This is a genomic window from Rhizobium sp. TRM96647, assembly GCF_025780115.1.
Classification (GTDB): domain Bacteria; phylum Pseudomonadota; class Alphaproteobacteria; order Rhizobiales; family Rhizobiaceae; genus Mycoplana.
The window spans coordinates 79,421-103,638 of record NZ_JAOXHF010000004.1 but is presented as its reverse complement, the minus strand read 5'-3'; the positions used below and the strand labels follow the sequence as shown (position 1 = coordinate 103,638).

Below are 24,218 nucleotides of genomic sequence, written 5' to 3'. Positions count from 1 at the left end.
TCACGCGGTCGACATGGCCGCCCGTTGCGATCTAGTAGCCGGCGGCGCGGTCGACCACGTGCTCCGGCGGCTCGCCGTTCTCGATGCGGTCCATCTGGCGCTCGACATGGGCAAACAGCGCGCGGACGTCGGACGCGGCCGCCGCATGCGGCGTGACGAAGACCTTCTCATGGGTCCAGAGCGGGCTTTGAAGCGGCAGCGGCTCCGTCTCGAACACGTCGAGCGAGGCGCCGGCAAGGACGTCGCCGTCGAGCGCTGCGAGAATGTCCGCCTCGACCTGGCTGCCGCCACGACCGGCATTGACGAAGACGGGGCCGCCGAGGGCGCCATCGCGGCGAAGCCCCCTGAACAGCGAGGCGTTGAAGATGCCGGCGGTATCGGGCGTCAAAGGCAGCAGGCCGACGAGGATATCCGTCCGCGCCAGAAAGGCATCGAGCCCGGCCGCATCGAAGGTCTCGACACCCTCCATCTCCTTCTTCCGGCGCGACCAGCCTATGACGTCGAAGCCCATGACTTTCAGCTTCTTCGCCGCATCCTGGCCCAGCACGCCCATGCCCATGACGCCGACGGTCACCTCGGCCGCCTCCGGCTGGGCCAGTTCGTGCCACAGGTGCCTGCGGTTCTGCGCCTCGTAGGCCCTGAACTGGCGCAGATGCAGGAGGCACTGCATCACGATCCATTCGCTCATCCGGTTCGTCAGCGTCGGATCGACGAAGCGGATGACCGGGACATTGGGCAGGCCGGGCAAGGTCATGACGTGATCGACGCCGGCGCCGCCGGAAAAGACCACCTTGAGGTTCGCCGCCCGCGCGAACAGATCGGCCGAGGGGCGCCAGACGAGGGCATAGCCGGCGCCGGAGAGATCGCGGCTGCGATTGGCGGGAAGCGCCAGGTCGATCACCTCCCGGCCGGCAAAGGCGCCCTTGAGGGCGGCCGCGATCTGCGCGCGGTCGAACTTCAGGTCGAGGACGAGGGGGCTTTTCTTTGGCACAGTGCGCTCCCTGCTATTGGCGGATGACGTCGGACTTCACTGCCGCCAGGTCGAAGGCGGCAGCCATCAGCGCCTTGGTGTAAGGCATTTCCGGCGCCTCGATGATGCGCTCCGCCGGCCCCTTCTCCACCACCTTGCCGGCGCGCATGACGATGATCTCGTTTGCGAGCGCACGGACGACCTTGAGGTCGTGGCTGATGAAGAGATAGGCAAGGTTGTGCCGCGCCTGCAGGTCGCGGAGCAGGTCGACCACCTGCGCCTGCACGCTCATGTCGAGCGCCGAGGTCGGCTCGTCCAGCATGACGAATTCGGGCTTCAGCACCATGGCGCGGGCGATGGCGATACGCTGGCGCTGGCCGCCGGAGAATTCGTGCGGGTAGCGCCAGCGGGTGGCCGCGTCGAGGCCGGTCTCTTCGAGCGCGGCGGCGACGCGGCGGTCGCGCTCGTCTGCCGAGAGCGCCGGCTCGTGGACCGCAAGCCCTTCGCCGACGATGTCTGCGACCGACATGCGCGGCGACAGCGAGCCGTAGGGATCCTGGAACACGATCTGCATGCGGTTGCGGAGCGGCCGCATCTCCTGGAAGGAGTAGCCGGCGATGTCCTTGCCGACGAAAGCGATCCTGCCTTTCGAGGCGATCAGCCGCGTCAGCGCCAGGCCCAGCGTCGTCTTGCCCGAACCGGATTCGCCGACGACGCCCAGCGTCTGGCCGGCGCGGAGCCTGAGGTCGATGCCGTCGACGGCCTTCACGTGGTCGACGACCTTGCGCATGAAGCCGGCCTTGATCGGAAACCAGACCCGGACGTCGTCCGCTTCCATGATCACCGGCCGGGTATCGTCCGCCGGCAGGGGCCGGCCGCGCGGCTCGGAGGCGAGCAGGTGGCGGGTGTATTCGTGCTGCGGATCGGTGAAGATCGCCTCGACGGGACCGCTCTCGACGATCTTGCCCCTGGTCATCACGCAGACCCGGTCGGCGAACTTGCGCACGATGCCGAGGTCGTGGGTGATGAACAGCATGGACATGCCGTGCTCGTCCTTCAGCTTCTTCAGAAGCTCGAGGATCTGCGCCTGCACGGTGACGTCGAGCGCCGTCGTCGGCTCGTCGGCGATCAGGAGCTCAGGCCGGTTGGCCAGCGCCATCGCGATCATCACGCGCTGGCGCTGGCCGCCGGACAGTTCGTGCGGATAGGCGGCCAGGCGCTTCTCCGGCTCGCGGATCCCGACCTGGTTCAGGAGTTCGAGCGTCCGCTCCCGCGCGGCCGGGCCCTTGATGTTCTGATGCAGCTCGAGGATTTCGCCGATCTGCCGCTCGATCGAATGGAGCGGGTTGAGCGAGGTCATCGGCTCCTGGAAGATCATGGTGATGTCGTTGCCGCGCACCTGGCGCAGTTCGGCCTCCGGGGCCTTCATCAGATCGCGCCCGTTGAAGTGCACCGCGCCGGAGGGATGGCTTGCGGCCGGATAGGGCAGGAGCCTGAGCACGGAGTTCGCCGTCACCGACTTGCCGGACCCGGATTCGCCCACGAGCGCCACCACCTCGCCGCGGCCGATCTCGAAGGACACGTGATCGACCGCGATCGACGTCTTGCCGCCCTGGTGGAAGGCGACCGACAGGTCTTCCACCTTGAGGATCGGTCCGGCTTTCCGGTCGTTGGCCGTCTGGTCTTGCATGGCAGTGCTCACCGGAAGGTCTTCCTCGGGTCGAAGGCGTCGCGGGTGGCCTCGCCGACGAAGATCAGCAGGGACAGCATCAGCGACATGATGACGAAGGCGGTGATCCCGAGCCACGGCGCCTGCAGGTTCTGCTTGCCCTGGGCGATCAGCTCACCCAGAGATGGCGAACCGGGCGGCATGCCGAAGCCGAGGAAGTCGAGCGACGTCAGGGTCGTGATCGAGCCGGACAGGATGAAGGGCAGGAAGGTCAGCGTCGCCACCATGGCGTTGGGCAGCAGGTGGCGGACCATGATCGTGCCGTTGCCGACACCGAGCGCGCGGGCGGCCCGCACGTATTCGAAGTTGCGCGCGCGCAGGAACTCGGCGCGCACCACGCCGACGAAGCCGACCCAGGAGAACAGGAGCATGATCGACAAGAGGATCCAGAAGCCCGGCGGCAGGATCGCGGAAATGATGAGAAGAATGTAGAGCACCGGCATCGACGACCAGATCTCGATGAAGCGCTGCATCAAAAGGTCGGTCCAGCCGCCGAAATAGCCCTGCACGGCACCCGCAGAGACGCCGACGATGGCGGACGCGATCGTCAGCGCAAGGCCGAACAGCACCGAGATGCGGAAGCCGTAGATGACGCGGGCGAGCACATCGCGCGCCTGGTCGTCGGTGCCGAGCCAGTTGAAGTTGCCGAGGATGCAGCCGGGATCGTCCTGCCCCAGCGGATAGCCCGAGCAGCGTTCCTCCTGGCTCATCAGCCAGAACGGCTGCGTCGGCGCCGAATGGGGGATACTCGAATTGACGGTGCGATAGGAGTAGCGGATCGGCGGCCAGATCATCCAGCCGTTGGCCTCGATCTCGTCGCGGATGAAATCGGACTTGTAGTCGGTCTCGGCGAGGAAGCCGCCGAACTTCTCCTCCGGATAGTTCACCAGCACCGGAAACAGGATCTCGCCCTTGTAGGAGGCGATCACCGGGCGGTCGTTGGCGACGAGCTCGGCGCAGAGGCTGAGGCCGAACAGCACGAGGAAGAGCCAGAGCGACCAGTATCCGCGGCGGTTCGCCTTGAAATTCTCCCAGCGCCGTTGATTGGTCGGCGAGAGAAAGCCCTTCGGCGGAGCACCGTCGGGAAGCGCGCGGGCGTCGGGAAGAACGGTCATCAGACGTCCCTCCGCTCGAAATCGATGCGCGGATCGACCCAGGTGTAGATCAGGTCCGAGATCAGGCTGACGACCAGGCCCATCAGCGAGAAGATGTAGAGGGTGGCGAAGACGATCGGATAGTCGCGGCGGACGATGGCGTCGTAGCCGAGCCGGCCGAGCCCATCGAGCGAGAAGATGTACTCGATCAGCAGCGAACCGGTGAAGAAAGCCGAGATGAAGGCGCCCGGGAAGCCGGCGATGATGATCAGCATGGCGTTGCGGAACACGTGGCCGTAGAGCACCTGCCGCTCCGTCAGGCCCTTGGCGCGGGCGGTGACGACGTACTGTTTCTTGATCTCGTCGATGAAGGAGTTCTTCGTCAAAAGCGTCGTCGTGGCGAAGGCCGACAGCAGCAGGGTGATCAGCGGCAGCGTCATGTGCCAGAGATAGTCGAGCGGCTTCTGCCACCAGGGAAGCTGCCAGAAATCGTCGGAGACGATGCCGCGCAGGGGGAACCAGTCGAAGAACGAGCCGCCGGCGAAGACGACGATCAGAAGGATGCCGAACAGGAAGCTCGGCACGGCATAGCCGACGACGATGATGGCGGAGGTCCACATGTCGAAGGGCGAGCCGTCGGAGACCGCCTTCTTGATGCCGAGCGGGATCGAGATCGCATAGGAGAGGATCAGGATCCACACGCCGAGCGATATCGACACCGGCATCTTTTCGACGATGAGGTCGACCACCGAGGTATTGCGGAAGAAGCTCTCGCCGAAGTCGAAGCGGATGTAGTTGCCCATCATCGACAGGAAGCGCTCGAGCGGCGGCTTGTCGAAGCCGAACTGCTGCTCGAGCTTGGCGATGAACTCGGGATCGAGGCCGCGCGCGCCGCGATAGCCGGAGGCATCCTGGGAGAAATCCTGCAGCATGTCGCCGCCGCCGGAAAGCCGGTCGCCGCCGCCCTGACTGGTCAGGTCGGAGATCACCTGCTCGACCGGCCCGCCCGGGGCGAACTGGACGACGATGAAGGAGATCGCCATGATGCCCACGATCGTCGGGATCATCAGCAGCAGGCGCCTGAGGATATAGGCACCCATCAGCCCTGCCTCCGCTCGCCTGCGGATGCCATGCCGCGCCCTATCGCCCTGTCAGCTGTCAAAACCGCCCAATCCCCGATTCTCGCCCCGCTGTCAGCGGTGATTCGTGTTTGCGTCATTTGGGGCGCCGGGGCGCCCCAATGCAAGCGCTCAGTCCTGCTTGACCTCGGTCGACCACCAGGCGTCGGGGAAGCCGAGGCCATAGGTGGGCAATTCTGCCGGAGGCGTGATTCGGTTCCAATAGGCGATCGGATCCGACATGCGGTAGTACATCGGCACGACATAGTGATGGTGGAGAAGCACACGGTCCATTGCACGGGTCGCGGCAACGAGTTCCTCACGGTCCTTGGCGAAGATGATCCGATTGATCAGCGCATCGACGGCAGGGTCGGCGATCCCGGCATAGTTCTGCGACCCCACGCGCGACACCGAGGACGAGCCCCAATAGTCGCCCTGCTCATTGCCCGGATGCAGGGACTGCCCCCAGACGTGCCATGTCATGTCATAGTCGAAATCGCGGGTGCGATTGGTGTATTGCGACGGATCGACGGTGCGCAGCCGTGCATCGATGCCGATGCGCTTGAGATTGTTGGCGTAGGGCAGGGCGACGCGTTCCAGCATGGGGCTGGACAGCAGGATCTCGAAAGAGAGCGGCTCGCCGGTATCGGCCCGCACCATCCGGTTGCCCTTCAGCACATAGCCGGCATCCTTCAGGAGCGCGACCGCCTTGCGCAGGTTCTCGCGCTGCTTGCCCGGATCGCCGCCGACCGGGTTTTCGAAGGGCTCGGTAAAGACGCTCGGCGGCACCTGGTCCTTCACCTCGTTCAGGATCTCCAGTTCCTTGCCCTCGGGCAGGCCGGAAGAGGCCAGCTCGGTGCCGAAGAAGTAGCTGTTGACCCGCTGGTACTGGCCAAAGAAGATGGTCTTGTTCAGTTCCTCGAAATCGAAGGCATAGCCCAGCGCCTCGCGCACGCGCTCGTCCTTGAACATCTCCTTGCGCATGTTCGGCACCATCGCCTGCATCACCCCGCTCGCGCGGCGGCGGTTGGGGACTTCCTCGCGCTTGATGCGGCCATCCTTGACGGCGGGGAAGTCATAGCCCGTCGCCCAGCGGCTCGCCTGGTTCTCGAACCAGTAATCGACATTGCCGGCGCGGAAGGCCTCGAACTCGACGTTGCGGTCGCCATAGAAGGAATACTCGATGCGGCCGAAATTGTTCTGGCCGACATTAACGTTGAGGTCCTTGCCCCAATAGTCGTCGCGCAACTCGTAGCGGATGGACGCACCCGGCGAGAACGAGGCGATCCGGTACGGTCCCGAGCCCATGACCGGCTCCAGCGTCGTGCGGGAAATGTCACGCTGCTTGCCCTTGGCATCCTTTCCTTCCCACCAGTGCTTCGGCACGATCGAAAACTGGCCGAGGATCTGCGGCAGTTCGCGGTTGTTCTTCTCGTCGAAATGGAAGGTGACGTCGCGCTCGCCGGTCTTCTCCACGGAGACGACGTGCTGGTAGTAGTTGGTGAAGAGCGGATTGTGCTCGATCACTTTTTCGAAGGAGAAGATCACGTCTTCCGGCGTCACCGGCTGGCCATCCTCCCACTTCGCTTCTGGGCGAAGGCGAAAGGTCGCAGACGAGATGTCGTCGGGATAGGAGACGCCTTCGGCGAGCAGACCGTAGGAGGTGGTGATCTCGTCCTCCGAGGACTTCATTAGCGTATCGAAGACCATGCCCACACCGACCGCCGCCTCGCCCTTGGCGAGCACCGGATTGAAGGTGTCGAACGTGCCGGCGTTGGACAGCCTGAGTGTCCCGCCCTTAGGCGCTTTCGGATTGACGTAGTCGAAATGCGCAAAGCCGGGCTGGTACTTGAGATCGCCGACGGTGGAGATGCCGATCCGCCACTCGGGGGTCTCTTCCTGCGCGCCTGCCGGGCCGAAAAGTGATGTCGCGGCCGCTACGGCGAGGATGAGCCCAACGAATTTTCCGGATCTGCGTAGTTTCATGCCAAGCCCCTTGGTCATTGATCGTTCCTGTCGTCTGCCGGAAAGATTAGACAAATTCCGGGCAAAGGACACAAGCCGCCATGAAAGCGGCGATTTTTTGCGGCCCCCTCGCGACTCAGAAATCCATTTCCGCGAAAGCGCGCCATGCTATTCGCACAGACCGAAAACGCAGATCGATTCCGGACGACACGATGTCTTTCAATCTCATGACGCTCCTTTCCCGTCTCGGCACCGCGGCCGCCCTTCTCGCCGCCATGGCGTCCCCGCTGCAGGCCGAGGAGCGGCCGGCCAAGGAACTTTTCGGGGCGAGGGCACTGCCGGCGGCGATGCAGACGCAGGCCTACGGTTCCTATGCCAAGGGGTGCATCGCGGGTGCCGTGGCCATCCCGACGGACGGCCCGGCCTGGCAGGCGATGCGGCTGTCGCGAAACCGGCGCTGGGGCCATCCGGAGATGATCGCGCTTCTGGAGCAGTTCTCGCAGGATGCGCAGAAGCTCGGCTGGCCCGGCCTTCTCCTCGGTGACATATCGCAGCCGCGCGGCGGGCCGATGCTCTCGGGTCACGCCTCGCATCAGATGGGGCTCGACGCCGACATCTGGTTCACGCCGATGCCAGACCGGCGCATGAGCGCCCAGGAAAGGGAGCAACTCCCCTTCACCTCGATGCTCGACAAGAGCAAGTTCCTGACGGTCGATTCGCGTCGCTGGACGTCCACGCATGCACGGCTCGTCATGAAGGCTGCCAGCTATCCGCAGGTCGAACGCGTCTTCGTCAATCCGGCGATCAAGAAGAAGCTTTGCGAAACGTGGCAGGGCGACCGCTCGCTGCTCGGCAAGGTGCGGCCGATCTACGGCCATGACGAGCATTTCCACATCCGCATCAAATGCCCGCCGGGCTCCGCCAACTGCAAGGGCCAGGCTGCCGTGCCGGCCGGCGACGGCTGCGACAAATCGCTCGCCTGGTGGTTCACCAAGGAGCCCTGGGCGAAGCCGGAGCCGAAGAAGAACCAGAAGCCGGTGAAGCCGCGCTACGTCAAGCTCTCCGATCTGCCGAAATCCTGCGCCGCGGTTCTGGCAGGGCCGGCGCCGGCCTCCGAACAGGAGGTCACCTATGGCGGCGGCGCAGCGATGGCATTCGCGGCCCAGCCTGCGGCCGACGACGGGATCGCTGCGGTGATCGCGGCCGATGGTGGCGCGGAGCCGGCCAGCCTCATCCCGATCCCCCTGCCGCGGCCCTCGCTGCAGTAGCGCCTCCCGGTCAAATGCGGCTTTTCATGCGCCGCGCCCTGCTGTACAGAGCGTCTAATCGATTTAAAAAACCGACAACCTTGCCGCCTGAGGGACCGCGTCCATGCCGCTGCCGAAGACCATCGCGCTCATCGCCCATGACGAGAAGAAGGATGAGATGGCGGAGTTCGCCAGGCGGAACGAGCCGGCCCTGACGGCCTGCCGGATCTTCGCCACCGGCACCACCGGCGGCCGGGTGCAGGCGGCCTGCCCAAAACTCGACGTGACGCCCCTGAAGAGCGGTCCGCTCGGCGGCGACCAGCAGATCGGCGCGCTGATCGCGACCGGCGAGATCGACATGCTGATCTTCTTCGTCGACCCGCTGACGGCGATGCCGCACGACGTCGACGTCAAGGCGCTGATGCGGCTTGCGATCGTCTACGACATCCCGATGGCGCTCAACCTGGCGACCGCCGAGCTGCTGGTTGCGGGCGGCTGACAACGGTGGCAAAAGCCTTCGGGTAAATTACTCATCGCGGCGCGAAGGCCGGGAGGAAAGCGAGACATCATGGCAAAGTCGAACGACGGCGAGATCGCCCTGCCCTTTCCCATCCTGATCGGCGACATCGGCGGCACCAATGCCCGCTTCGCGCTCCTGCTCGACGCCTTCGCGCCCCCGAAGGAATTCCCGATCATCCAGACGGCGCAGTTCGAGACGATCGACGAGGCGCTGCAGCGCTCGATCCTCGACAAGAGCTCGGTCCAGCCGCGGTCGGCGATCCTGGCGCTTGCCGGCCCGATCCAGGGCGACGAGGTGCCGCTGACGAACTGCGACTGGGTGGTGCGCCCGCGCGACATGATCGCCAATCTCGGACTGGAAGACGTCCTGCTCGTCAACGACTTCGAGGCCCAGGCCCTGGCGATCGCCGCGCTCTCCGACGGCGATCGCGAGAAGATCGGCGGCGGGGAAGAGAATTTCGCGGCCTCCCGCGCCGTGCTCGGTCCCGGCACCGGGCTGGGCGTGGCCGGGCTCGTGCATGCGATGCACACCTGGATCCCCGTTCCGGGGGAAGGCGGCCATATCGACATCGGTCCGCGCAGCGAACGCGACTACCAGATCTGGCCGTTCCTCGAGCCGATCGAGGGGCGCATGTCGGCTGAGCAACTGCTGTGCGGGCGGGGCATCATGAACATCTACCACGCGATCTGCGCGACCGAGCGCCGCGAGGCTGCGCTGGACACGCCGGCCGCGGTGACCGGCGCCGCACTTTCGAAATCCGACCCGGACGCGATCGAAACGGTCTCGCTGTTTTCGACCTATCTCGGGCGCGTCGCCGGCGACATCGCCATGATCTTCATGGCCAAGGGCGGGGTCTATCTCTCCGGCGGCATCTCGCAGAAGATCCTTCCGGCGCTGCGTGGCCCCGAATTCCGCGCCGGCTTCGAAGACAAGGCCCCGCACGGGGAAATGCTGCGCGAGATTCCCACCTTCGTGGTGACGCATCCGATGGCGGCTCTTGCGGGTCTTGCCGCCTTTGCCCGCATGCCCGACCGCTTCGGCGTGGCCAGCGAAGGACGCCGCTGGCGGAGGTAGGGCCCCGGGTCTCATCAACGCCAGACTCGCCAAACGCGGCGCAAGGCACTATAGAGCGCCGCAACAGGCGCCACAGATGCCAGGGCGCCGATCGCCGCTGCAGGAAAGATGGGTTAATTGAGCGAAAAGCACCGTAGCGATCGTCACGTCAGTGCCGAAACGATCACGGGCGTTCTGAAGCGCGTCATTGCGGAGAACGGGCGCGATCACATTCGCGGCTATGTCTTTGCGATCTTCTGCCTCGTCCTCGTCGCCGGCGCCACGGCGTTTACCGCCTGGATCATGGAGGCAGTCGTCAACGAGGCCTTCGCCAACCGGCGCGCGGACCTCGTCGCCTGGATCTGCGGCGCGATCCTGCTCGCCTTCATCCTGCGCGGATTTGCGACCTACGGCCAGGCGGTGACGCTGTCCAAGATCGGCAACAGCATCGTCGCGAACTACCAGCGCAGGCTCTATTCGCACCTGATGAGCCTGAGCGTCGGCTTCTTCAGCGAAGCCCGCTCCGCGCGGCTGGCGGCCCAGATCAACCAGAACATCAACGGCATCCGCGACGTCCTCAACATGACGGTGACGTCGATCGCGCGCGATTTCCTGACGCTCATCGCCCTCATCGGCGTGATGATCTCGAAGGACCCGCTGCTGACGGCGATCGTCTTCCTCGTCGCCCCGCCGCTTCTGCTCGGGCTGCGCTACGTCTCCAGGAGGCTGAAGTCGGCGACGCGGGAATCGGTGCTGATCAACAGCCATGTTCTCGGCGCCATCCAGGAGACGATCCAGGGCATCAGCATCGTCAAGGCGTTCACGATGGAGGACCAGCTTCGCTCCAAGGTCGAGACGATCATCGACCAGGCGGAGAAGCGTTCCAACCGCATCGCACGGCTTTCGGAGCGGACCGCGCCGATGACGGAGACCTTCGCAGGCGTGGCGATCGCCAGCGTGCTCGGTTACTCGGCCTACCAGGCGATCTATGGCGGGGTGCTGCCCGGCGCGTTCTTCGCCTTCATCGCAGCCCTGCTGATGGCCTACGACCCGGCCCGGCGGCTGGCGCGGCTTCAGGTGTCGATGGAGCGGGCCGTCGTCAACGCGCGGATGATCTACGAGATCCTCGATATCGAGCCGCACCAGCGCGACCGGGCGGACGCGAAGCCGATCAGGATCGAGACGGCGGAGATCGAATTCCGCAACGTCTCCTTCGCCTATGGCAACGGCAAGAGCATCCTCAACGGCGTCAGCTTCGTTGCCGAGGGCGGCAGGACGACGGCGCTCGTCGGCCCATCGGGCGCGGGCAAGTCGACGGTGATCAGCCTGATCCCGCGCTTCTACGATCCGGACGCCGGGGAGATCCTGATCGATGGCCAGGACATCGCGCATGTGACCAAGCAGTCGCTGCGCAACAGCCTCGCCTATGTCTCGCAACAGCCCTATCTCTTCGAAGGCACGATCCGCGACAACATCCGCTACGGCCGGCCGGAGGCGACCGACGCCGAGGTGGAAGAGGCGGCGCGGCTCGCCTATGCGCACGAGTTCATCCTGGATCAGCCGCAGGGCTACGACACGCCGGTCGGCGAGAACGGCATCACGCTTTCGGGCGGCCAGCGCCAGCGGCTGTCGATCGCGCGGGCGCTGGTGCGCAACGCACCGATCCTCCTGCTTGACGAGGCGACCTCCGCGCTCGACACCGAATCCGAACAGGCGGTGCAGAAGGCGCTGGAACATGCGATGAGCGGGCGGACAGTGGTGGTGATCGCCCACAGGCTGTCCACGGTCGTGAACGCCGACAAGATCGTCGTGATGCAGAGCGGCGCAGTCGCCGAGGAAGGCACGCACGATGTCCTTGCCGCGCGCACCGACGGTCTCTACGCTCGGCTGCACAATCTGCAGGGACCCGGCGGAAATCCGCAGGAAACGGGGAAGGAATCTGAAGAATGACGGCAGGCGACATGAAGCTGGTCGTAGTCGGCGCCGGCGGCCGGATGGGCCAGACGCTGATCCGGATGATCCATGCCATCGATGGCGCACGGCTGTTTGCCGCCGTCGAGCGCCCCGGCTCCCCCTTCGTGGGCAAGGATGCGGGCGAACTTGCGGGGCTCGGGCCGATCGGCGTGAGGGTGACGGACCAGCCGCTCGAGGCCTTCGTGGAGGCGGAAGGGGTGCTGGACTTCACCGCCCCCGCCGCATCGGTCGAGTTCGCCGGCCTCGCGGCGCAGGCGCGGATCGTCCATGTGATCGGCACGACGGGCTGCACGGCGGACGACGGCGCGAAAATCGCAGCCGCTGCCCGCCACGCCCGGGTCGTCAAGTCGGGCAATATGAGCCTTGGCGTCAACCTGCTCGCCGTCATGGCCGAGCAGGCGGCCCGCGCGCTCGACGCCTCCGACTGGGACATCGAGATCCTCGAGATGCATCATCGCCACAAGGTGGACGCGCCTTCCGGCACGGCCCTCCTGCTCGGCGAGGCAGCGGCGCGCGGGCGCGGCGTCTCCCTTGCCGAGAATTCCGTGCGGGTGCGCGACGGCCATACCGGCGCGCGCGCGGCCGGCACGATCGGCTTTGCCACGCTACGCGGCGGATCGGTCGTCGGCGAGCATTCGGTGGTGCTGGCCGGCGAAGGCGAACTGGTGACCCTGTCGCACAGCGCCGGCGACCGCGCGATCTTCGCGCGCGGCGCGGTCAAGGCAGCACTCTGGGCACGCGACAAGAAGCCCGGCCTCTACACCATGCTCGACGTGCTCGGGCTCAACTGACCACCCCATCTCTTAGCGAGGAGCGAAGACCACATGAGCGGAACCCTTGTCCTTGTTCGCCACGGCCAGAGCGAATGGAACCTGAAGAACCTGTTCACAGGCTGGAAGGACCCGGACCTGACGCCGCTCGGCGTCGAGGAAGCCAATGCCGGCGGCAAGGCGCTGGCCGATACCGGCATCAAGTTCGACATCGCCTTTACCTCCGACCTGTCGCGGGCGCAGAAGACCTGCCAGATCGTGCTGGACAATGTCGGCCAGCCCGATCTGGAGACGATCCGCAACCAGGCGCTGAACGAACGCGACTACGGCGACCTTTCCGGTCTCAACAAGGACGACGCACGGGCAAAATGGGGCGAAGAACAGGTGCACATCTGGCGCCGCTCCTACGACGTGCCGCCGCCGGGCGGCGAAAGCCTGCGCGATACCGGCGCGCGCGTCTGGCCCTATTACCTGACCGACATCCTGCCGCGTGTGCTGGCCGGCCAGACGGTGCTGGTCGCCGCCCACGGCAACTCGCTGCGCGCCCTCGTCATGGTGCTGGACCGGCTGACGAAGGAACAGGTGCTGAACCTCAACCTCGCGACCGGCGTTCCGATGGTCTACAGGCTGAACGCGGATTCGACCGTCGCCTCGAAGGAAGTCCTGGGCGACATGTCCGGCGCGCATTGAGCGCTGCCTTCCATAGACATCATGGCCTCCGGAAAGAAACCTTTCCGGAGGCCATTTCTTTGGCTTGAGAGGACCCCAGCGCGGTTTCCTTGCCTACGCCTTCCCCGCTTCCCAGCCGAGCATGGCCCGCTTGCGGGTCAGGCCCCAGTGATAGCCGGTGAGCGCGCCACTCTTGCCGAGCGCACGATGGCAGGGAACGACGAAGGATATGGGATTGCGGCCGACGGCGGCGCCGACGGCGCGCGATGCGGTCGGCTGGCCGAGCTGGCCGGCGATATCGGAATAGGTGACGGCCTTGCCGAGCGGTATGCGCAGCAGCGCCTCCCACACGCGGATCTGGAAATCCGAACCGATCAGGACGATGCGCAGCGGCTCCTCCGGATGCCATCGCTCGGGATCGAATATGCGCGCGGCATAGGACGCGGTCGCCTCGTCGTCGCGGATGTACGTCGCGTTGGGCCAGCGGCAGGTCATGTCGTCGAGGCAGGCATGCTCGTCGCCGTCATCGGCGAAGGCAAGGCCGGCGAGGCCGCGGTCGGTGACCATCACCAGCGCCTGGCCGAACGGCGAGACGTGGAAGCCGTAGCGGATCGTCAGGCCGGCGCCGCGCGCCTTCCATTCGCCGGGCGACATCGCCTCGTGCGTGACGAAGAGATCGTGCAGCCGGCCGGGACCGGACAGGCCGACCTCGAAGCTGGTCTCCAGCAGCGGCATCGCCTCGTGGCGCAGAAGCCGCTTGGCATGATCCAGCGTGACCGCCTGCAGGAACGCCTTCGGCGAGAGGCCGGCCCAGCGTGTGAAGGTCTTCTGCAACTGCGTCGGCGGCTGCCGCAGGCGGGCGGCGATATCGTCCAGCGAGGGCTGGTCGCGATAGTCCTCGGTGATCATCTCGATGACGCGGCGGACCGTCTCGTAGTCCGAGCCTGCAGGGGTGATGTCGGCATTCAGCGTGGCGGTGATGTTCATGTTCGTTCTCCTGACCTGCAGGAAATCATGCCTTAGGGCAGGCTGCCACCCGAAACTTGCAGCAACGTTCAGTGACCCCGCTTGACGCGCGCCAGCGCGCCGGAAAAGGCGGATGCGAAACGTTCGCGGTCGTCATGGTGCAGGAAGCCGCCGATGTCGGTCCACCGCCCCTGCCCGCTCACGGACATGCCGGTGATGCCGATCTCCTCCTTGCGGGCGACGTTGAAGCGCGCCCAGAAGGGGTTGAAGTCGTGTGTCGTCTCGCGCCCGGCAGGGTCGCGCTTGCTGATCGCGATATTGGTGCGCGACAGGGCGATCCGTTCGGATGCCCGGGCTGCGCGGTTGTTCAGCCAGAAGGCGCCGAACAGGATCAGGAAGTCGGCGCCGAAGAACATCATCACCGGCCAGGCGCCGGAGAGGAGGAACACCGCCATGTGGGCGAAGGTGAGCGCGCCGGCGATGAGGAAGAAGACGAAGTGGCCCCTGTGGCCGAGCGAGCGGTGCGGCCGGAGTTCGGCGAGGAACACCGGCCGTTCGTTCGCGCTGATATCGTCGTTGCCATCGCTCATGACCGATGACTATAGAGGCAGGATGAAGAACGCGAAACCGAAAACGAAGACCGGTGCCGCCCCGGGGCCGGGACGCCGCGGCGCCAGGCCGAGAAGTGCCTATACGCCGGACGAGATCCGCGAGATCTTCCGCCGCTTCTCCATCCAGCGGCCGGAGCCAAAAGGCGAGCTCGAGCACGTCAACCCCTTCACCCTCGTCGTTGCCGTGGCGCTTTCGGCGCAGGCGACCGATGCCGGGGTGAACAAGGCGACCCGCGCGCTGTTTGCGGTCGCCGACACGCCGGAGAAGATGCTGGCGCTCGGCGAGGACAGGGTCCGCGACTACATCAAGACGATCGGGCTCTTCCGCAACAAGGCCAAGAACGTGATCGCGCTGAGCCGGAAACTCGTCGACGAGTTCGGCGGCGAGGTGCCGCGCAGCCGCGAGGAACTGGTGACGCTACCGGGCGTCGGCCGCAAGACGGCGAACGTGGTGCTGTCGATGGCCTTCGGCCAGGCGACGATGGCGGTCGACACCCACATCTTCCGCATCGCCAACCGGATCTGTCTGGCGCCGGGGAAGACCCCGGACGAGGTCGAGGCGCAGTTGATGCGGATCGTGCCGGACGACTATCTCTACCACGCCCATCACTGGCTGATCCTGCACGGGCGCTATGTCTGCAAGGCGCGCAAGCCGGACTGCGAGCGCTGCGTGATCGCCGACATCTGCAAGTCTCCCGAGAAGAGCTGCGACATCCCCGCCCCGCTGGTGGAGCTGCCGCCGCAGGCGATCGCCGCGGCGCAGTAAGAGCCGCCCTATCGCGGGCAGAGGCCGTCGATCATACAGACGATGGCTGCCTCATAGGCGGCACGGTCGCCACCCTCGGCGATCTCGACCGCCGCCCGGTCGAAGGCTGCGGACAACAGCGCCGTCATCTGGTCCAGCAACCGGCCGGCCTCGTCCCGCAGCAGGTCCGAGAGGCCGGCGCGCAACGATGCCTCGGCGTTGCGGCGATCGAGGGCCGCCGCTCTTTCGGAACCGAGGACGGCGGGCGCATCGAGAAGCAGCAGGCGCGTCCTGCCCTTCTGCGACATGGCGTCGAAATAGCCTCTCGCGCCGAGGATCAGCGCCTTGCGGGCGTCCGTCTCAGGAGCGGCGCGCGCCTCGATCTCCGCTGCGACCGTGCTGGCTTCCCGTTCGACGACGGCGAGGAACAGTGCTCGCTTGTCCTCGAAGTGGTGATAGAGCGCGCCGCGGGTGACACCGGCGGCGGCGACGATATCGGGCGTGGCCGTGTCCGCGTAGCCCCTTTCGACGAACAGCGCGCGCGCTGCGTCGAGAAGGGCTGTGCGCGTGGCCTCCGTCCGGTCCTTGTTGCTGCGGGTCATCTTTCCCCTTTACATACATTCTGCACGTATTATAAATAGAAACATGCAGATTGTATGTCACCGACGAAAGGAAGGAAAGCCATGAAGTGCACGAGCTACTATCCGGTCATCATGACCGACGACGTCGCAGGCACCGCCGCCTTCTATTGCCAGCACTTCCGCTTCCAGCCGCTCTTTTCCAGCGACTGGTACGTCCACCTGCAATCGGCCGAGGACGAGCATGTGACGCTGGCCATCCTTGACGGGCAGCACGGGACGATACCGGAGGCCGGTCGCGGCAAGGTATCGGGCCTGCTCCTGAACTTCGAGGTCGAGGATCCCGATGCGGTCTATGCCGCCTGTCGGGCTGCGGGCCTGCCGATCCTCAAGGCGCTGTGCGACGAGGATTTCGGCCAGCGGCACTTCATCACCACCGATCCCAACGGCGTGCTGATCGACGTCATCAAGCCGATCCCGCCGAGCGCCGAATTCGCCGCGCAATACGAGGCCGCCGCGCTGCCGTCCTGATCCTCAGCCGCGAAAGCCGGGGTCGGCGCGCGACAGCAGCTTGTGCAGGTGGACCATCAGGCCCGCCGCAAAGAGCGGCGTCAGCAGGTTGACGACCGGCACGGCGAGGAAGGCGGCGACGAGGAGGCCGGCCAGGAAGACGGTCGAGGCGTGCTTGGCGCGGAACAGCCGCGCCTCCTCCGGCGACCGGAAGCGCATGGCGGCGAACTCGAAGAATTCCCGGCCGAGAAGGTAGCCGTTGACCAGGAAGAAGGCGATCAGGTTGATGCCGGGGATCAGCAGCAGGAAGAGGGCGATGAGGTTGCCGACCAGCACGACGCCGAGGAACTTGAGCGAGCCCGCGATCGCCGGCCACAGCGGCAGCGCCTTGCCCGGCGGATCGCGCGGATAGTCGCGCGCCTCGACGACCTCGGCCACGTCGTCCAGGAAGAAGCCGGCGATGATCGCGGTGACCGGTGCCAGCAGCAGCGCCAGCGACAGGGCCAGGCCGATGCTTGCCATGATGCCGAAGATCACGGTGAGCCAGCCCGTCCAGTCGGGGAGCCCGGGCATGTAGCCGGAGACCCAGGGCCAGGCGAAGGCGATGAAGCTCTCGCGCAGCGCGAACCAGAGCATGATCAGGACGAGGACCGTCAGGCCCAGCACCTTCCAGAACACGCGCCGCGTTTCCGGCGCGAACAGATTGCCGAGCGCCAGGCGCGCCGCGTCGAGGACCATGCCCATACTCCCTTTCGTTGCGCTCGATGTAGGGTGCGGAAAACCGGCCCGCAAGCCGTGGCTTTTGACGGCGCAATTTAAGCCTGTGTTAAAGGGCCGGAACTAGAGTTCACCCCACGTCAGTCGAGGTCGAAATCCACAGCCCGGGTGTTTGAACAATGCGCAGCATCAAGATCAGCAGGCTCCTTCCCGCCCTCTTCGTCCTGATGGTGCTGCTCGGCGGGCTACAGGGCGCGGTTGCCTTCAGGTCGCTGTCGACGATCACCGGCCAGTTCGAGCGCATCGGGCAGGAGCGCATGCCCCAGATGAGCGAGATCCTGCAGATCAGCAATGACTTCTCCGTCCTCGGCGGCACCTTTTCCGAACACCTCCTCTCGATGGATCCGGACGAGCTGACGGCGATCGAAAAGCGGATCGCCGACGACGCCGCGGTGCTGAACCAGCGCATCGACGCCTATGCGAGCGCCGTGTCGGGCGATCCGGTCGCGGCAGGCGCGGTCGCCGGCATCAAGGACAGCCTGGCGGCCTATCTGGCCGAATCCGAGAAGCTGAAGCAGTTTTCCGCCATCGCCGCCAAGGGGCCGGCGCTGGAGATCTTCCACGGCCCGATGAAGCAGCACGCCGACACGATCGATGCCGGCCTGAAGAGCCTCGTCGCCACCAACCAGTCGCTGACGGCGCAGGCCATCGACGCCGCGCAGGCCGAGCAGGATTCCGCCTATCAGCTGACGATCGCCTCGCTCGCTCTGTCGGTCGGCCTCGCGATCGCTGCGATCTTCGTCGTCCACCGGCGCGTCGTGCGCCCGCTGGACGGCATCGCCGCTGCCATGAAGAAGGTGGCCGACGGCGACATCCACCAGGAAATCCCGCACGCGGAGCGCCGCGACGAGATCGGCGAGATGGCGGCGGCCGTCGCCATCTTCCGCGACAATGCCGGCGAACGCCTGCGCCTGGAGCGCCAGGCCGCGTCCGACCGCGCCAGCACCGAAGCCGAACGCATGGCCCGCGACGCCGAACGCAACCGCGAGACCGGCAAGGTGGAAGCCGCGGTCGTATCGCTCGGCGAGGCACTCGGCCGGCTTGCCGGCGGCGACATGACCTGCGCCATCGATACGCCGTTCGACGGCGAGCTCGACCGGCTGCGGCAGGATTTCAACACCTCGGTCGCGCGCCTGCGGGAAGCGCTCTGCGAGGTCGGCGACAATGCGCGGGCGATCGATTCCGGCGCCCGCGAGATCCGCACCGCCGCCGACGCGCTCGCGCGCCGCACCGAACAGCAGGCCGCCTCGGTGGAGGAAACGGCCGCAGCCCTGGACCAGATCACCACGACCGTGCGCGATTCCACCCGCCGCGCCGAGGAGGCCGGCGAACTCGTCGGGCATACCCGTGCCGGTGCGGAAAAGTCGGGCGAGGTGGTGCGTCGCGCCATCTCCGCCATGCAGCAGATCGAACAATCCTCCGGCGAGATCGGCAACATCATCGGCGTCATCGACGAGATCGCCTTCCAGACCAACCTCCTGGCCTTGAACGCCGGCGTCGAGGCCGCGCGCGCGGGCGAGGCGGGCAAGGGCTTCGCCGTGGTGGCGCAGGAGGTGCGCGAACTGGCGCAGCGCTCCGCCAAGGCCGCACACGAGATCAAGGCGCTGATCACCACCTCCAGCAACCAGGTGCGCAACGGCGTGGCGCTCGTCGGCGACACCGGCAAGGCGCTGGAGACGATCGTCGTCGAGGTCGAGGAGATCAACGGGCACGTCCAGGCGATCGTCCAGGCGGCCCGCGAACAGGCGCTCGGCCTCTCCGAGATCAACACGGCCGTCGGAAACATGGACCAGGGCACCCAGCAGAACGCCGCCATGGTCGAGGAAACGACGGCGGCCAGCCACGGGCTGGCAAGCGACGTGCAGGCGCTCAACGCGCTGATCGGCCGCTTCAACGTCGGCACGTCGCTCGGGCAGGCGTCGGGCGGGTCGCAGATGCATGCGCTGCCCGGAGCCGAGACCGCCACAAGCCCGTCGCCTTCCGCGTCGCTGCCCGCAAGCACACAGGCCAGCAAGTCGCGCACCTCCGCGGGCGGCGTCGTTTCCCAGTTGCCGCGGAAGTCGGCCGGCCAGTGGAACGTGAAGCCTGCGAGCAAGGTATCGCGGGCGGTCACCTCGCCGGCGCATCTGTTGAACCAGAAGCTGGCTGGAGCGCTCGGCGCAAGGCAGGCGGAAACCAGGGACGGGGACTGGGAAGAATTCTGATCGCCCCCGCCTCCAGGCAAGGAGAGGACGTCTTCGCGGGACCTGACTCCGCGACCTCGTCAGCCTTCGGCGTTTCCTTCCGTCAGCCCTTCGCCGGCGCGTCGGCGTCGGGCGGATAGCGATGCTCGCCGCCGCGGAAATCGCGGATGCGGAAGCAGCCGTCGTCGCTTTCGCGGACGGCGTCGGACAGCACGGGAACCTTTCCGTGGCCTCCCGGGATGTCGAGGATATAGGTCGGCTGGCAGAGGCCGGAAATGCGGCCGCGCAACTGCGCCACCAGCGCCTTGCCCTCGGCGAGGCCCAGGCGGAAATGGCTGGTGCCCGGCGCGAGATCGGGGTGATGCAGATAGTAGGGTCGGATGCGGTTCTCGACAAAGGCGCGCATCAGGGCGGCCAGCACGTCGGCATCATCGTTGACGCCCTTCAGGAGCACCGTCTGGCTGATCATCGCGATCCCGGCGTCGACCAGCCGGGCGCAGGCCGCACGCGCCTGCGGCGTCAGTTCGCGCGGATGGTTGGCGTGCAGCGCGACATAGGTCGTCTTGCCCGACGCTTTCAAGGCATCGATCAGCGCGGCATCGACGCGATCGGGCTCGACCACGGGCACGCGGGTATGGAAGCGGACGACCTTGACGTGGCCGATGGCCGCCAGCCGCTCCATGATCTCGCGAAGGCGGCGGGCGGACAGGACCAGCGGATCGCCGCCGGTGAGGATCACCTCCCAGATCTCCTGCCGCGCGGCGATATAGGCGATGGCCGCGTCGAGCTGTTCGGGCGTGAGCGTCCCGAGCCCCGACGGTCCGACCATCTCGCGGCGGAAGCAGAAGCGGCAATAGACCGGACAGACATGCACCGCCTTGAGCAACACCCGGTCGGGGTAGCGATGGACGATGCCCTCCACCGGGCTGTGGGCGAGGTCGCCGATCGGATCGGCCCGTTCCTCGGGGTGGACAAGGAGTTCGGATGCGTCGGGGACGAACTGCAGCGCGATCGGATCGTGCGGGTCTTGCCGGTCGATCATGGCCGCGACCGCCGGCGTCAGCGCAACCGCATAGCGCTCGCCGACCCGGGCCGTTTGCGAATGTTCGGCTCCCGGCGGCAGCAGGCCGGCCTCCACCAGTTCCTGCACCGAACGCAGCGTTCTTGGCATGCTCATGGCGCGGTCTCCGCGACCGGCGCCCAGATGACCTGGTCGATGCGCGCCGCTCCCGTCGCCAGCATCACCAGGCGATCAAAGCCGAGCGCGATGCCGCTCGCTTCGGGCATGATCCGCAGCGCTGCGAGAAACTCCTCGTCGAGCGGATAGGTCTCGCCGTAGACCCGCTGCTTTTCCGCCATCTCCAGTCCGAACCGGCGACGCTGCTCGGCGGCGTCCGTGAGTTCGCCGAAGGCATTGGCGAGCTCGACGCCGCAGGCATAGAGTTCGAAACGTTCGGCGACGCGGGGATCGTGCGGCGCCGGGCGCGCCAGCGCCGCCTCGGCTGTGGGATATTCGCAAAGCACCGTCGCCCTGCCGAAACCGAGATTGGGCTCCACCCGCTCCACCAGCACGCGGCTGAACAGGTCGGCCCAGGTATCGTCGGGTGCCACGCGCATGCCGGCCCGGCCCATCGCCGTCGCCAGGACCTCGCGATCGGTCGCCCCGTCGGGACCGATGGTCGCCATAAGGTCGAGGCCGGCATGGCGCTCGAAGGCGGCCGCCACGGTCAGCCGCTCGGGCTCGGCAAAGGGATCGCAGTCGCGGCCGCGCCAGGAAAGGCGCTGCGTCCCCGCCGTCCGCGCGGCAAGCGCCAGGATGGCGGCGCAATCGCGCATCAGTTCCTCGTAGCCTTCCCCCGCCCGGTACCATTCGAGCATGGTGAATTCCGGATGGTGCAGCGGGCCCCGCTCGCGATTGCGGTAGACATGGGCGAAACAGGCGATCCGTTCCTCGCCGGCGGCGAGCAGTTTCTTGCAGGCGAACTCGGGCGAAGTGTGCAGGTAGAGCTGTGTCGCGGTTCCCGAATGGCCGATTGCCGCGGTACCGAAAGCATGCAGGTGCGCCTCGTTTCCGGGCGAGACCTGCAACGTCGCGGTGTCGACTTCGACAAAGGCGCGCTCGGCGAAATAGTCCCTCAGCGCGGCCTGGATGCGGTTGCGCGCGATAAGGAACGGGCGACGGTCGGCATGGACGTCTGGCGTCCACCAGGGAGACGGTGCGGGCGTGCTCGCGGTCATGGCAAGTTTCTATCAGATTCCGGCGGACGCGCTGGCCTTTTTCCGGAATTTAGGGTAGTTGCGGCCCGATCCCGCTTTCCGGCGGCCCGGGGATGACACTTGCTGGGTCCTCTACGACGCGGTCGCTCCAGATACAAGGAAGACTTATGGCAAAGATCATCGCTTCTTCCGTCCGCAAGGGCAACGTGCTCGACGTCGACGGAAAACTCTACGTGGTTCTGACGGCACAGAACTTCCACCCGGGCAAGGGCACGCCGGTCACGCAGGTCGACATGCGCCGCATCTCCGACGGGGTGAAGGTCTCCGAGCGCTACCGCACCACCGAACAGGTGGAGCGCGCCCATGTCGAGGACCGCGAGCACACCTTCCTCTACGAGGACGGCGACGGCTTCCACTTCATGAATCCGGAAAGCTACGACCAGCTGACCATGTCGGCCGACGACGTCGGCGATGCCAAGGCCTATCTCCAGGAAGGCATGGCCGTGATCCTGTCGACGCACGAAGGCGTGGCGATCGCGCTGGACCTGCCGCGCAACGTGGTCCTCGAGATCACCGAGACCGAACCGGTCGTCAAGGGCCAGACGGCCTCCTCGTCCTACAAGCCGGCCATGCTTTCCAACGGCCTGCGCACGCTCGTGCCGCCGCACATCCAGGCCGGCACCCGCGTCGTCATCGCCACCGAAGACGGCTCCTACGTCGAGCGCGCCAAGGACTGACGCGATTTGCGCCGCCCGGCCGGGCCGATCGGGCGGCACCCCTTACAATCCGTCGAAAATCCGCTATGACCGGTACCCGGCTCTACCCCCAACGAGACGGATCTGATACCGCATGACCCAATTCGACGTGCTGACGGTCGGCAACGCCATCGTCGACATCATCGCCCGTTGCGAAGACGGCTTCCTCACCGACAATGCCATCATCAAGGGCGCGATGAACCTCATCGATGCCGAGCGCGCCGAACTGCTCTATTCGCGGATGGGTCCGGCTGTCGAGGCCTCCGGCGGGAGCGCGGGCAACACGGCCGCCGGGATCGCCAGCTTCGGCGGGCGCGCGGCCTATTTCGGCAAGGTCGCCAGGGACCAGCTGGGCGAGATCTTCACCCACGACATCCACGCCCAGGGCGTCCATTTCGCAACCCGGCCGCTCGACGGCTTTCCGCCGACCGCGCGCTCGATGATCTTCGTCACCGCCGATGGCGAGCGCTCGATGAACACCTATCTCGGCGCCTGCGTCGAGCTCGGCCCGGAAGACGTCGAGGAGGCCGTGGTCGCCGCCTCCAAGGTCACCTATTTCGAAGGCTATCTCTGGGATCCACCGCGGGCGAAGGAGGCGATCCGCGCCTGCGCCCGCATTGCCCATGCGAACGGCCGCGAAGTATCGATGACGCTGTCGGACAGCTTTTGCGTTCATCGATACCGCGACGAATTCCTCGAGCTGATGCGCTCGGGCACCGTCGACATCGTCTTTGCCAACCGGGCCGAGGCGCTGGCGCTCTACGAGACAGAGGATTTCGAGCACGCGCTTCAGATGATCGCCCGGGACTGCCGCCTCGCCATCGTCACCATGAGCGAGGAAGGTTCGGTGATCCTGCAGGGGGGCGAGCGGACCCGGGTCCATGCCTCGCATGTCGAGCGGGTGGTGGACACCACCGGCGCCGGCGACCTCTATGCGGCCGGGTTTCTCCACGGCTACACGCAAGGGCGCTCGCTGGAGGACTGCGGCAAGCTCGGCAGCCTCGCGGCCGGGATCGTCATCGAGCAGATCGGGCCGCGCCCGATGGCCTCGCTCGCCGAAGCGGCGGTGGAGGCCGGGCTCGCCTGAGCCTCGTCGCCTACTTGAAGGCCTCGCCGGGATAGGCGCCCCAGATCTCGATCTGGGCCACCCAGCCCTCGGTGCCGTCCACCTCGGCGCGGCACCAGTCCCCGTTGCATTCCCCGACCTTGACGACGACGCCGGGTTCGAGCTTGGCGACGATCGTGCTGGAGGACTGCGCTTCGCGGCGCATGTTGACGTAGATGTCCGCGCCCTTGCCGCGCATCCAGGGTGCCGTCACCGCCGTGCGCTCGCCGGACAGAAGCGCCTGGTTGACCCAGCCTTCGGTGCCGTCGGCATCGCGGACGCGCCGCCAGTTGTCGTATTCCTGGATGATCTCGACCGGCACCCCGGATTTCAGGTAGCGCCAGGCGACCGCGTAGTCGACGCTGGGACCGACGCGCAGATTGACGCTCTTTGCCTTCAGGCTGACGAAGCGCGGCAGCGGAAGCCCGCTCGGCCCCTTCGCCGCCTGGGCGAAGGCTGCGGGAACGCCTTGGGAAGCCAGCAAGGTCAGGGCGGCAAGCGCTATGGTGCAAACGCGGATGGGTAAGCGATGCATGACGTGTTCCACTCAAAAACTTGCGGGCATCCGGCAACCGGACCCTGCCGGACCTGGCAATTCGCAAGTCCGGCTTTCAGAGCGGATTGTCTTCGCGACGGGGTCTGGTAGAAAATGCCCTTGATGA

The 24,218-nt window shown here is 66.4% G+C and carries 23 protein-coding genes; 11 read left to right on the top strand and 12 right to left on the bottom strand.

Annotation, left to right across the window (positions count from 1 at the left end; genetic code table 11):
• Positions 1-31: 31 nt before the first annotated feature.
• The 5 genes from OCK02_RS08995 to OCK02_RS08975 form a co-directional block, all read right to left on the bottom strand.
• Complete coding sequence (locus OCK02_RS08995) at positions 32-991, bottom strand: 2-hydroxyacid dehydrogenase (protein WP_263812760.1); 960 nt, start codon at positions 989-991, stop codon at positions 32-34.
• A 13-nt stretch (positions 992-1,004) separates the two neighbouring features.
• Positions 1,005-2,660, bottom strand: a complete 1,656-nt coding sequence (locus OCK02_RS08990; protein WP_263813029.1) for an ABC transporter ATP-binding protein — start codon at positions 2,658-2,660, stop codon at positions 1,005-1,007.
• A gap of 8 nt (positions 2,661-2,668) precedes the next feature.
• Positions 2,669-3,814 (bottom strand): ABC transporter permease, encoded by a 1,146-nt coding sequence (locus OCK02_RS08985; RefSeq protein ID WP_263812759.1) that lies wholly within the window; start codon positions 3,812-3,814, stop codon positions 2,669-2,671.
• A complete protein-coding gene (locus OCK02_RS08980) occupies positions 3,814-4,893 on the bottom strand; it encodes a microcin C ABC transporter permease YejB (RefSeq protein ID WP_230807868.1) in 1,080 nt (359 codons plus the stop codon). The genes OCK02_RS08985 and OCK02_RS08980 overlap by 1 nt, the downstream gene beginning before the upstream one ends.
• Before the next feature lie 150 nt (positions 4,894-5,043).
• Complete coding sequence (locus OCK02_RS08975) at positions 5,044-6,897, bottom strand: extracellular solute-binding protein (protein WP_263812758.1); 1,854 nt, start codon at positions 6,895-6,897, stop codon at positions 5,044-5,046.
• Between the two features lie 191 nt (positions 6,898-7,088).
• Between OCK02_RS08975 and mepA the strand changes: the two genes are divergently transcribed.
• The 6 genes from mepA to OCK02_RS08945 all read left to right on the top strand — a co-directional run bounded on the left by mepA (position 7,089) and on the right by OCK02_RS08945 (position 13,130).
• Entirely contained in the window at positions 7,089-8,144 is a 1,056-nt protein-coding gene (gene mepA / locus OCK02_RS08970; protein ID WP_412178790.1) for a penicillin-insensitive murein endopeptidase, read from the top strand.
• 103 nt (positions 8,145-8,247) lie between these two features.
• On the top strand, positions 8,248-8,622 hold the full coding sequence (locus tag OCK02_RS08965) for a methylglyoxal synthase (RefSeq protein ID WP_263812757.1): 375 nt from the start codon (positions 8,248-8,250) through the stop codon (positions 8,620-8,622).
• Between the two features lie 69 nt (positions 8,623-8,691).
• Complete coding sequence (locus tag OCK02_RS08960) at positions 8,692-9,717, top strand: glucokinase (RefSeq protein ID WP_263812756.1); 1,026 nt, start codon at positions 8,692-8,694, stop codon at positions 9,715-9,717.
• A 117-nt stretch (positions 9,718-9,834) separates the two neighbouring features.
• Entirely contained in the window at positions 9,835-11,646 is a 1,812-nt protein-coding gene (locus tag OCK02_RS08955) for an ABC transporter ATP-binding protein (RefSeq protein ID WP_263812755.1), read from the top strand.
• Complete coding sequence (dapB, locus tag OCK02_RS08950) at positions 11,643-12,461, top strand: 4-hydroxy-tetrahydrodipicolinate reductase (protein ID WP_263812754.1); 819 nt, start codon at positions 11,643-11,645, stop codon at positions 12,459-12,461. Before OCK02_RS08955 ends, dapB begins: the two co-directional genes overlap by 4 nt.
• Before the next feature lie 33 nt (positions 12,462-12,494).
• Positions 12,495-13,130 carry a 2,3-bisphosphoglycerate-dependent phosphoglycerate mutase gene (locus OCK02_RS08945; RefSeq protein ID WP_176950713.1) on the top strand — a complete coding sequence of 212 codons (636 nt, stop codon included), beginning with the start codon at positions 12,495-12,497 and terminating at the stop codon, positions 13,128-13,130.
• Positions 13,131-13,223: 93 nt separating this feature from the next.
• On the opposite strand, the gene OCK02_RS08940 is transcribed toward OCK02_RS08945, so the two are convergent.
• Both OCK02_RS08940 and OCK02_RS08935 read right to left on the bottom strand, forming a co-directional pair.
• Positions 13,224-14,096, bottom strand: coding sequence for a methylated-DNA--[protein]-cysteine S-methyltransferase (locus OCK02_RS08940; protein WP_230807874.1), 873 nt, complete (start codon positions 14,094-14,096; stop codon positions 13,224-13,226).
• Positions 14,097-14,164: 68 nt separating this feature from the next.
• Complete coding sequence (locus tag OCK02_RS08935; RefSeq protein ID WP_263812753.1) at positions 14,165-14,665, bottom strand: DUF2244 domain-containing protein; 501 nt, start codon at positions 14,663-14,665, stop codon at positions 14,165-14,167.
• Between the two features lie 22 nt (positions 14,666-14,687).
• Between OCK02_RS08935 and nth the strand changes: the two genes are divergently transcribed.
• Positions 14,688-15,452 (top strand): endonuclease III, encoded by a 765-nt coding sequence (gene nth / locus OCK02_RS08930; protein ID WP_263812752.1) that lies wholly within the window; start codon positions 14,688-14,690, stop codon positions 15,450-15,452.
• 8 nt (positions 15,453-15,460) lie between these two features.
• Here nth and OCK02_RS08925 read toward each other — a convergent pair whose 3' ends face one another.
• The gene (locus tag OCK02_RS08925) at positions 15,461-16,033 is read right to left on the bottom strand and encodes a TetR/AcrR family transcriptional regulator (protein ID WP_263812751.1); all 573 of its coding nucleotides are present in this window, start codon (positions 16,031-16,033) and stop codon (positions 15,461-15,463) included.
• An 81-nt stretch (positions 16,034-16,114) separates the two neighbouring features.
• On the opposite strand from OCK02_RS08925, the gene OCK02_RS08920 reads away from it, so the two are divergent.
• The gene (locus tag OCK02_RS08920; RefSeq protein WP_263812750.1) at positions 16,115-16,540 is read left to right on the top strand and encodes a VOC family protein; all 426 of its coding nucleotides are present in this window, start codon (positions 16,115-16,117) and stop codon (positions 16,538-16,540) included.
• Positions 16,541-16,543: 3 nt separating this feature from the next.
• Here the strand turns inward: OCK02_RS08920 and OCK02_RS08915 are convergent, their stop codons facing one another.
• Positions 16,544-17,257: a sulfate transporter family protein gene (locus OCK02_RS08915; protein WP_263812749.1), complete on the bottom strand. Its 714-nt coding sequence runs from the start codon at positions 17,255-17,257 to the stop codon at positions 16,544-16,546.
• 158 nt (positions 17,258-17,415) lie between these two features.
• Between OCK02_RS08915 and OCK02_RS08905 the strand changes: the two genes are divergently transcribed.
• Complete coding sequence (locus tag OCK02_RS08905; protein WP_318530128.1) at positions 17,416-19,500, top strand: methyl-accepting chemotaxis protein; 2,085 nt, start codon at positions 17,416-17,418, stop codon at positions 19,498-19,500.
• Between the two features lie 82 nt (positions 19,501-19,582).
• Here the strand turns inward: OCK02_RS08905 and OCK02_RS08900 are convergent, their stop codons facing one another.
• Positions 19,583-20,656, bottom strand: coding sequence for a lysine-2,3-aminomutase-like protein (locus tag OCK02_RS08900; RefSeq protein ID WP_263812748.1), 1,074 nt, complete (start codon positions 20,654-20,656; stop codon positions 19,583-19,585).
• A complete protein-coding gene (epmA, locus tag OCK02_RS08895) occupies positions 20,653-21,717 on the bottom strand; it encodes an EF-P lysine aminoacylase EpmA (protein WP_263812747.1) in 1,065 nt (354 codons plus the stop codon). Before epmA ends, OCK02_RS08900 begins: the two co-directional genes overlap by 4 nt.
• A 146-nt stretch (positions 21,718-21,863) precedes the next feature.
• Here epmA and efp point away from each other — a divergent pair, with 146 nt between their 5' ends.
• Both efp and OCK02_RS08885 read left to right on the top strand, forming a co-directional pair.
• The gene (gene efp / locus OCK02_RS08890) at positions 21,864-22,433 is read left to right on the top strand and encodes an elongation factor P (protein ID WP_230807882.1); all 570 of its coding nucleotides are present in this window, start codon (positions 21,864-21,866) and stop codon (positions 22,431-22,433) included.
• Between the two features lie 112 nt (positions 22,434-22,545).
• Entirely contained in the window at positions 22,546-23,538 is a 993-nt protein-coding gene (locus OCK02_RS08885; RefSeq protein WP_263812746.1) for an adenosine kinase, read from the top strand.
• Between the two features lie 10 nt (positions 23,539-23,548).
• Here OCK02_RS08885 and OCK02_RS08880 read toward each other — a convergent pair whose 3' ends face one another.
• Positions 23,549-24,091, bottom strand: a complete 543-nt coding sequence (locus OCK02_RS08880; RefSeq protein WP_263812745.1) for an SH3 domain-containing protein — start codon at positions 24,089-24,091, stop codon at positions 23,549-23,551.
• Between the last annotated feature and the right edge of the window lie 127 nt (positions 24,092-24,218).

What these genes read in the sequence shown, in the direction of transcription:
- OCK02_RS08990 (WP_263813029.1), bottom strand. Translation starts at nt 2,660, where the DNA reads ATGCAAGACCAGACGGCCAACGACCGGAAAGCCGGACCGATCCTCAAG.
- OCK02_RS08985 (WP_263812759.1), bottom strand. Translation starts at nt 3,814, where the DNA reads ATGACCGTTCTTCCCGACGCCCGCGCGCTTCCCGACGGTGCTCCGCCG.
- OCK02_RS08980 (WP_230807868.1), bottom strand. Translation starts at nt 4,893, where the DNA reads ATGGGTGCCTATATCCTCAGGCGCCTGCTGCTGATGATCCCGACGATC.
- OCK02_RS08975 (WP_263812758.1), bottom strand. Translation starts at nt 6,897, where the DNA reads ATGAAACTACGCAGATCCGGAAAATTCGTTGGGCTCATCCTCGCCGTA.
- mepA (WP_412178790.1), top strand. Translation starts at nt 7,089, where the DNA reads ATGTCTTTCAATCTCATGACGCTCCTTTCCCGTCTCGGCACCGCGGCC.
- OCK02_RS08965 (WP_263812757.1), top strand. Translation starts at nt 8,248, where the DNA reads ATGCCGCTGCCGAAGACCATCGCGCTCATCGCCCATGACGAGAAGAAG.
- OCK02_RS08960 (WP_263812756.1), top strand. Translation starts at nt 8,692, where the DNA reads ATGGCAAAGTCGAACGACGGCGAGATCGCCCTGCCCTTTCCCATCCTG.
- dapB (WP_263812754.1), top strand. Translation starts at nt 11,643, where the DNA reads ATGACGGCAGGCGACATGAAGCTGGTCGTAGTCGGCGCCGGCGGCCGG.
- OCK02_RS08945 (WP_176950713.1), top strand. Translation starts at nt 12,495, where the DNA reads ATGAGCGGAACCCTTGTCCTTGTTCGCCACGGCCAGAGCGAATGGAAC.
- OCK02_RS08940 (WP_230807874.1), bottom strand. Translation starts at nt 14,096, where the DNA reads ATGAACATCACCGCCACGCTGAATGCCGACATCACCCCTGCAGGCTCG.
- OCK02_RS08935 (WP_263812753.1), bottom strand. Translation starts at nt 14,665, where the DNA reads ATGAGCGATGGCAACGACGATATCAGCGCGAACGAACGGCCGGTGTTC.
- nth (WP_263812752.1), top strand. Translation starts at nt 14,688, where the DNA reads ATGAAGAACGCGAAACCGAAAACGAAGACCGGTGCCGCCCCGGGGCCG.
- OCK02_RS08925 (WP_263812751.1), bottom strand. Translation starts at nt 16,033, where the DNA reads ATGACCCGCAGCAACAAGGACCGGACGGAGGCCACGCGCACAGCCCTT.
- OCK02_RS08920 (WP_263812750.1), top strand. Translation starts at nt 16,115, where the DNA reads ATGAAGTGCACGAGCTACTATCCGGTCATCATGACCGACGACGTCGCA.
- OCK02_RS08915 (WP_263812749.1), bottom strand. Translation starts at nt 17,257, where the DNA reads ATGGTCCTCGACGCGGCGCGCCTGGCGCTCGGCAATCTGTTCGCGCCG.
- OCK02_RS08905 (WP_318530128.1), top strand. Translation starts at nt 17,416, where the DNA reads ATGCGCAGCATCAAGATCAGCAGGCTCCTTCCCGCCCTCTTCGTCCTG.
- OCK02_RS08900 (WP_263812748.1), bottom strand. Translation starts at nt 20,656, where the DNA reads ATGAGCATGCCAAGAACGCTGCGTTCGGTGCAGGAACTGGTGGAGGCC.
- epmA (WP_263812747.1), bottom strand. Translation starts at nt 21,717, where the DNA reads ATGACCGCGAGCACGCCCGCACCGTCTCCCTGGTGGACGCCAGACGTC.
- efp (WP_230807882.1), top strand. Translation starts at nt 21,864, where the DNA reads ATGGCAAAGATCATCGCTTCTTCCGTCCGCAAGGGCAACGTGCTCGAC.
- OCK02_RS08885 (WP_263812746.1), top strand. Translation starts at nt 22,546, where the DNA reads ATGACCCAATTCGACGTGCTGACGGTCGGCAACGCCATCGTCGACATC.
- OCK02_RS08880 (WP_263812745.1), bottom strand. Translation starts at nt 24,091, where the DNA reads ATGCATCGCTTACCCATCCGCGTTTGCACCATAGCGCTTGCCGCCCTG.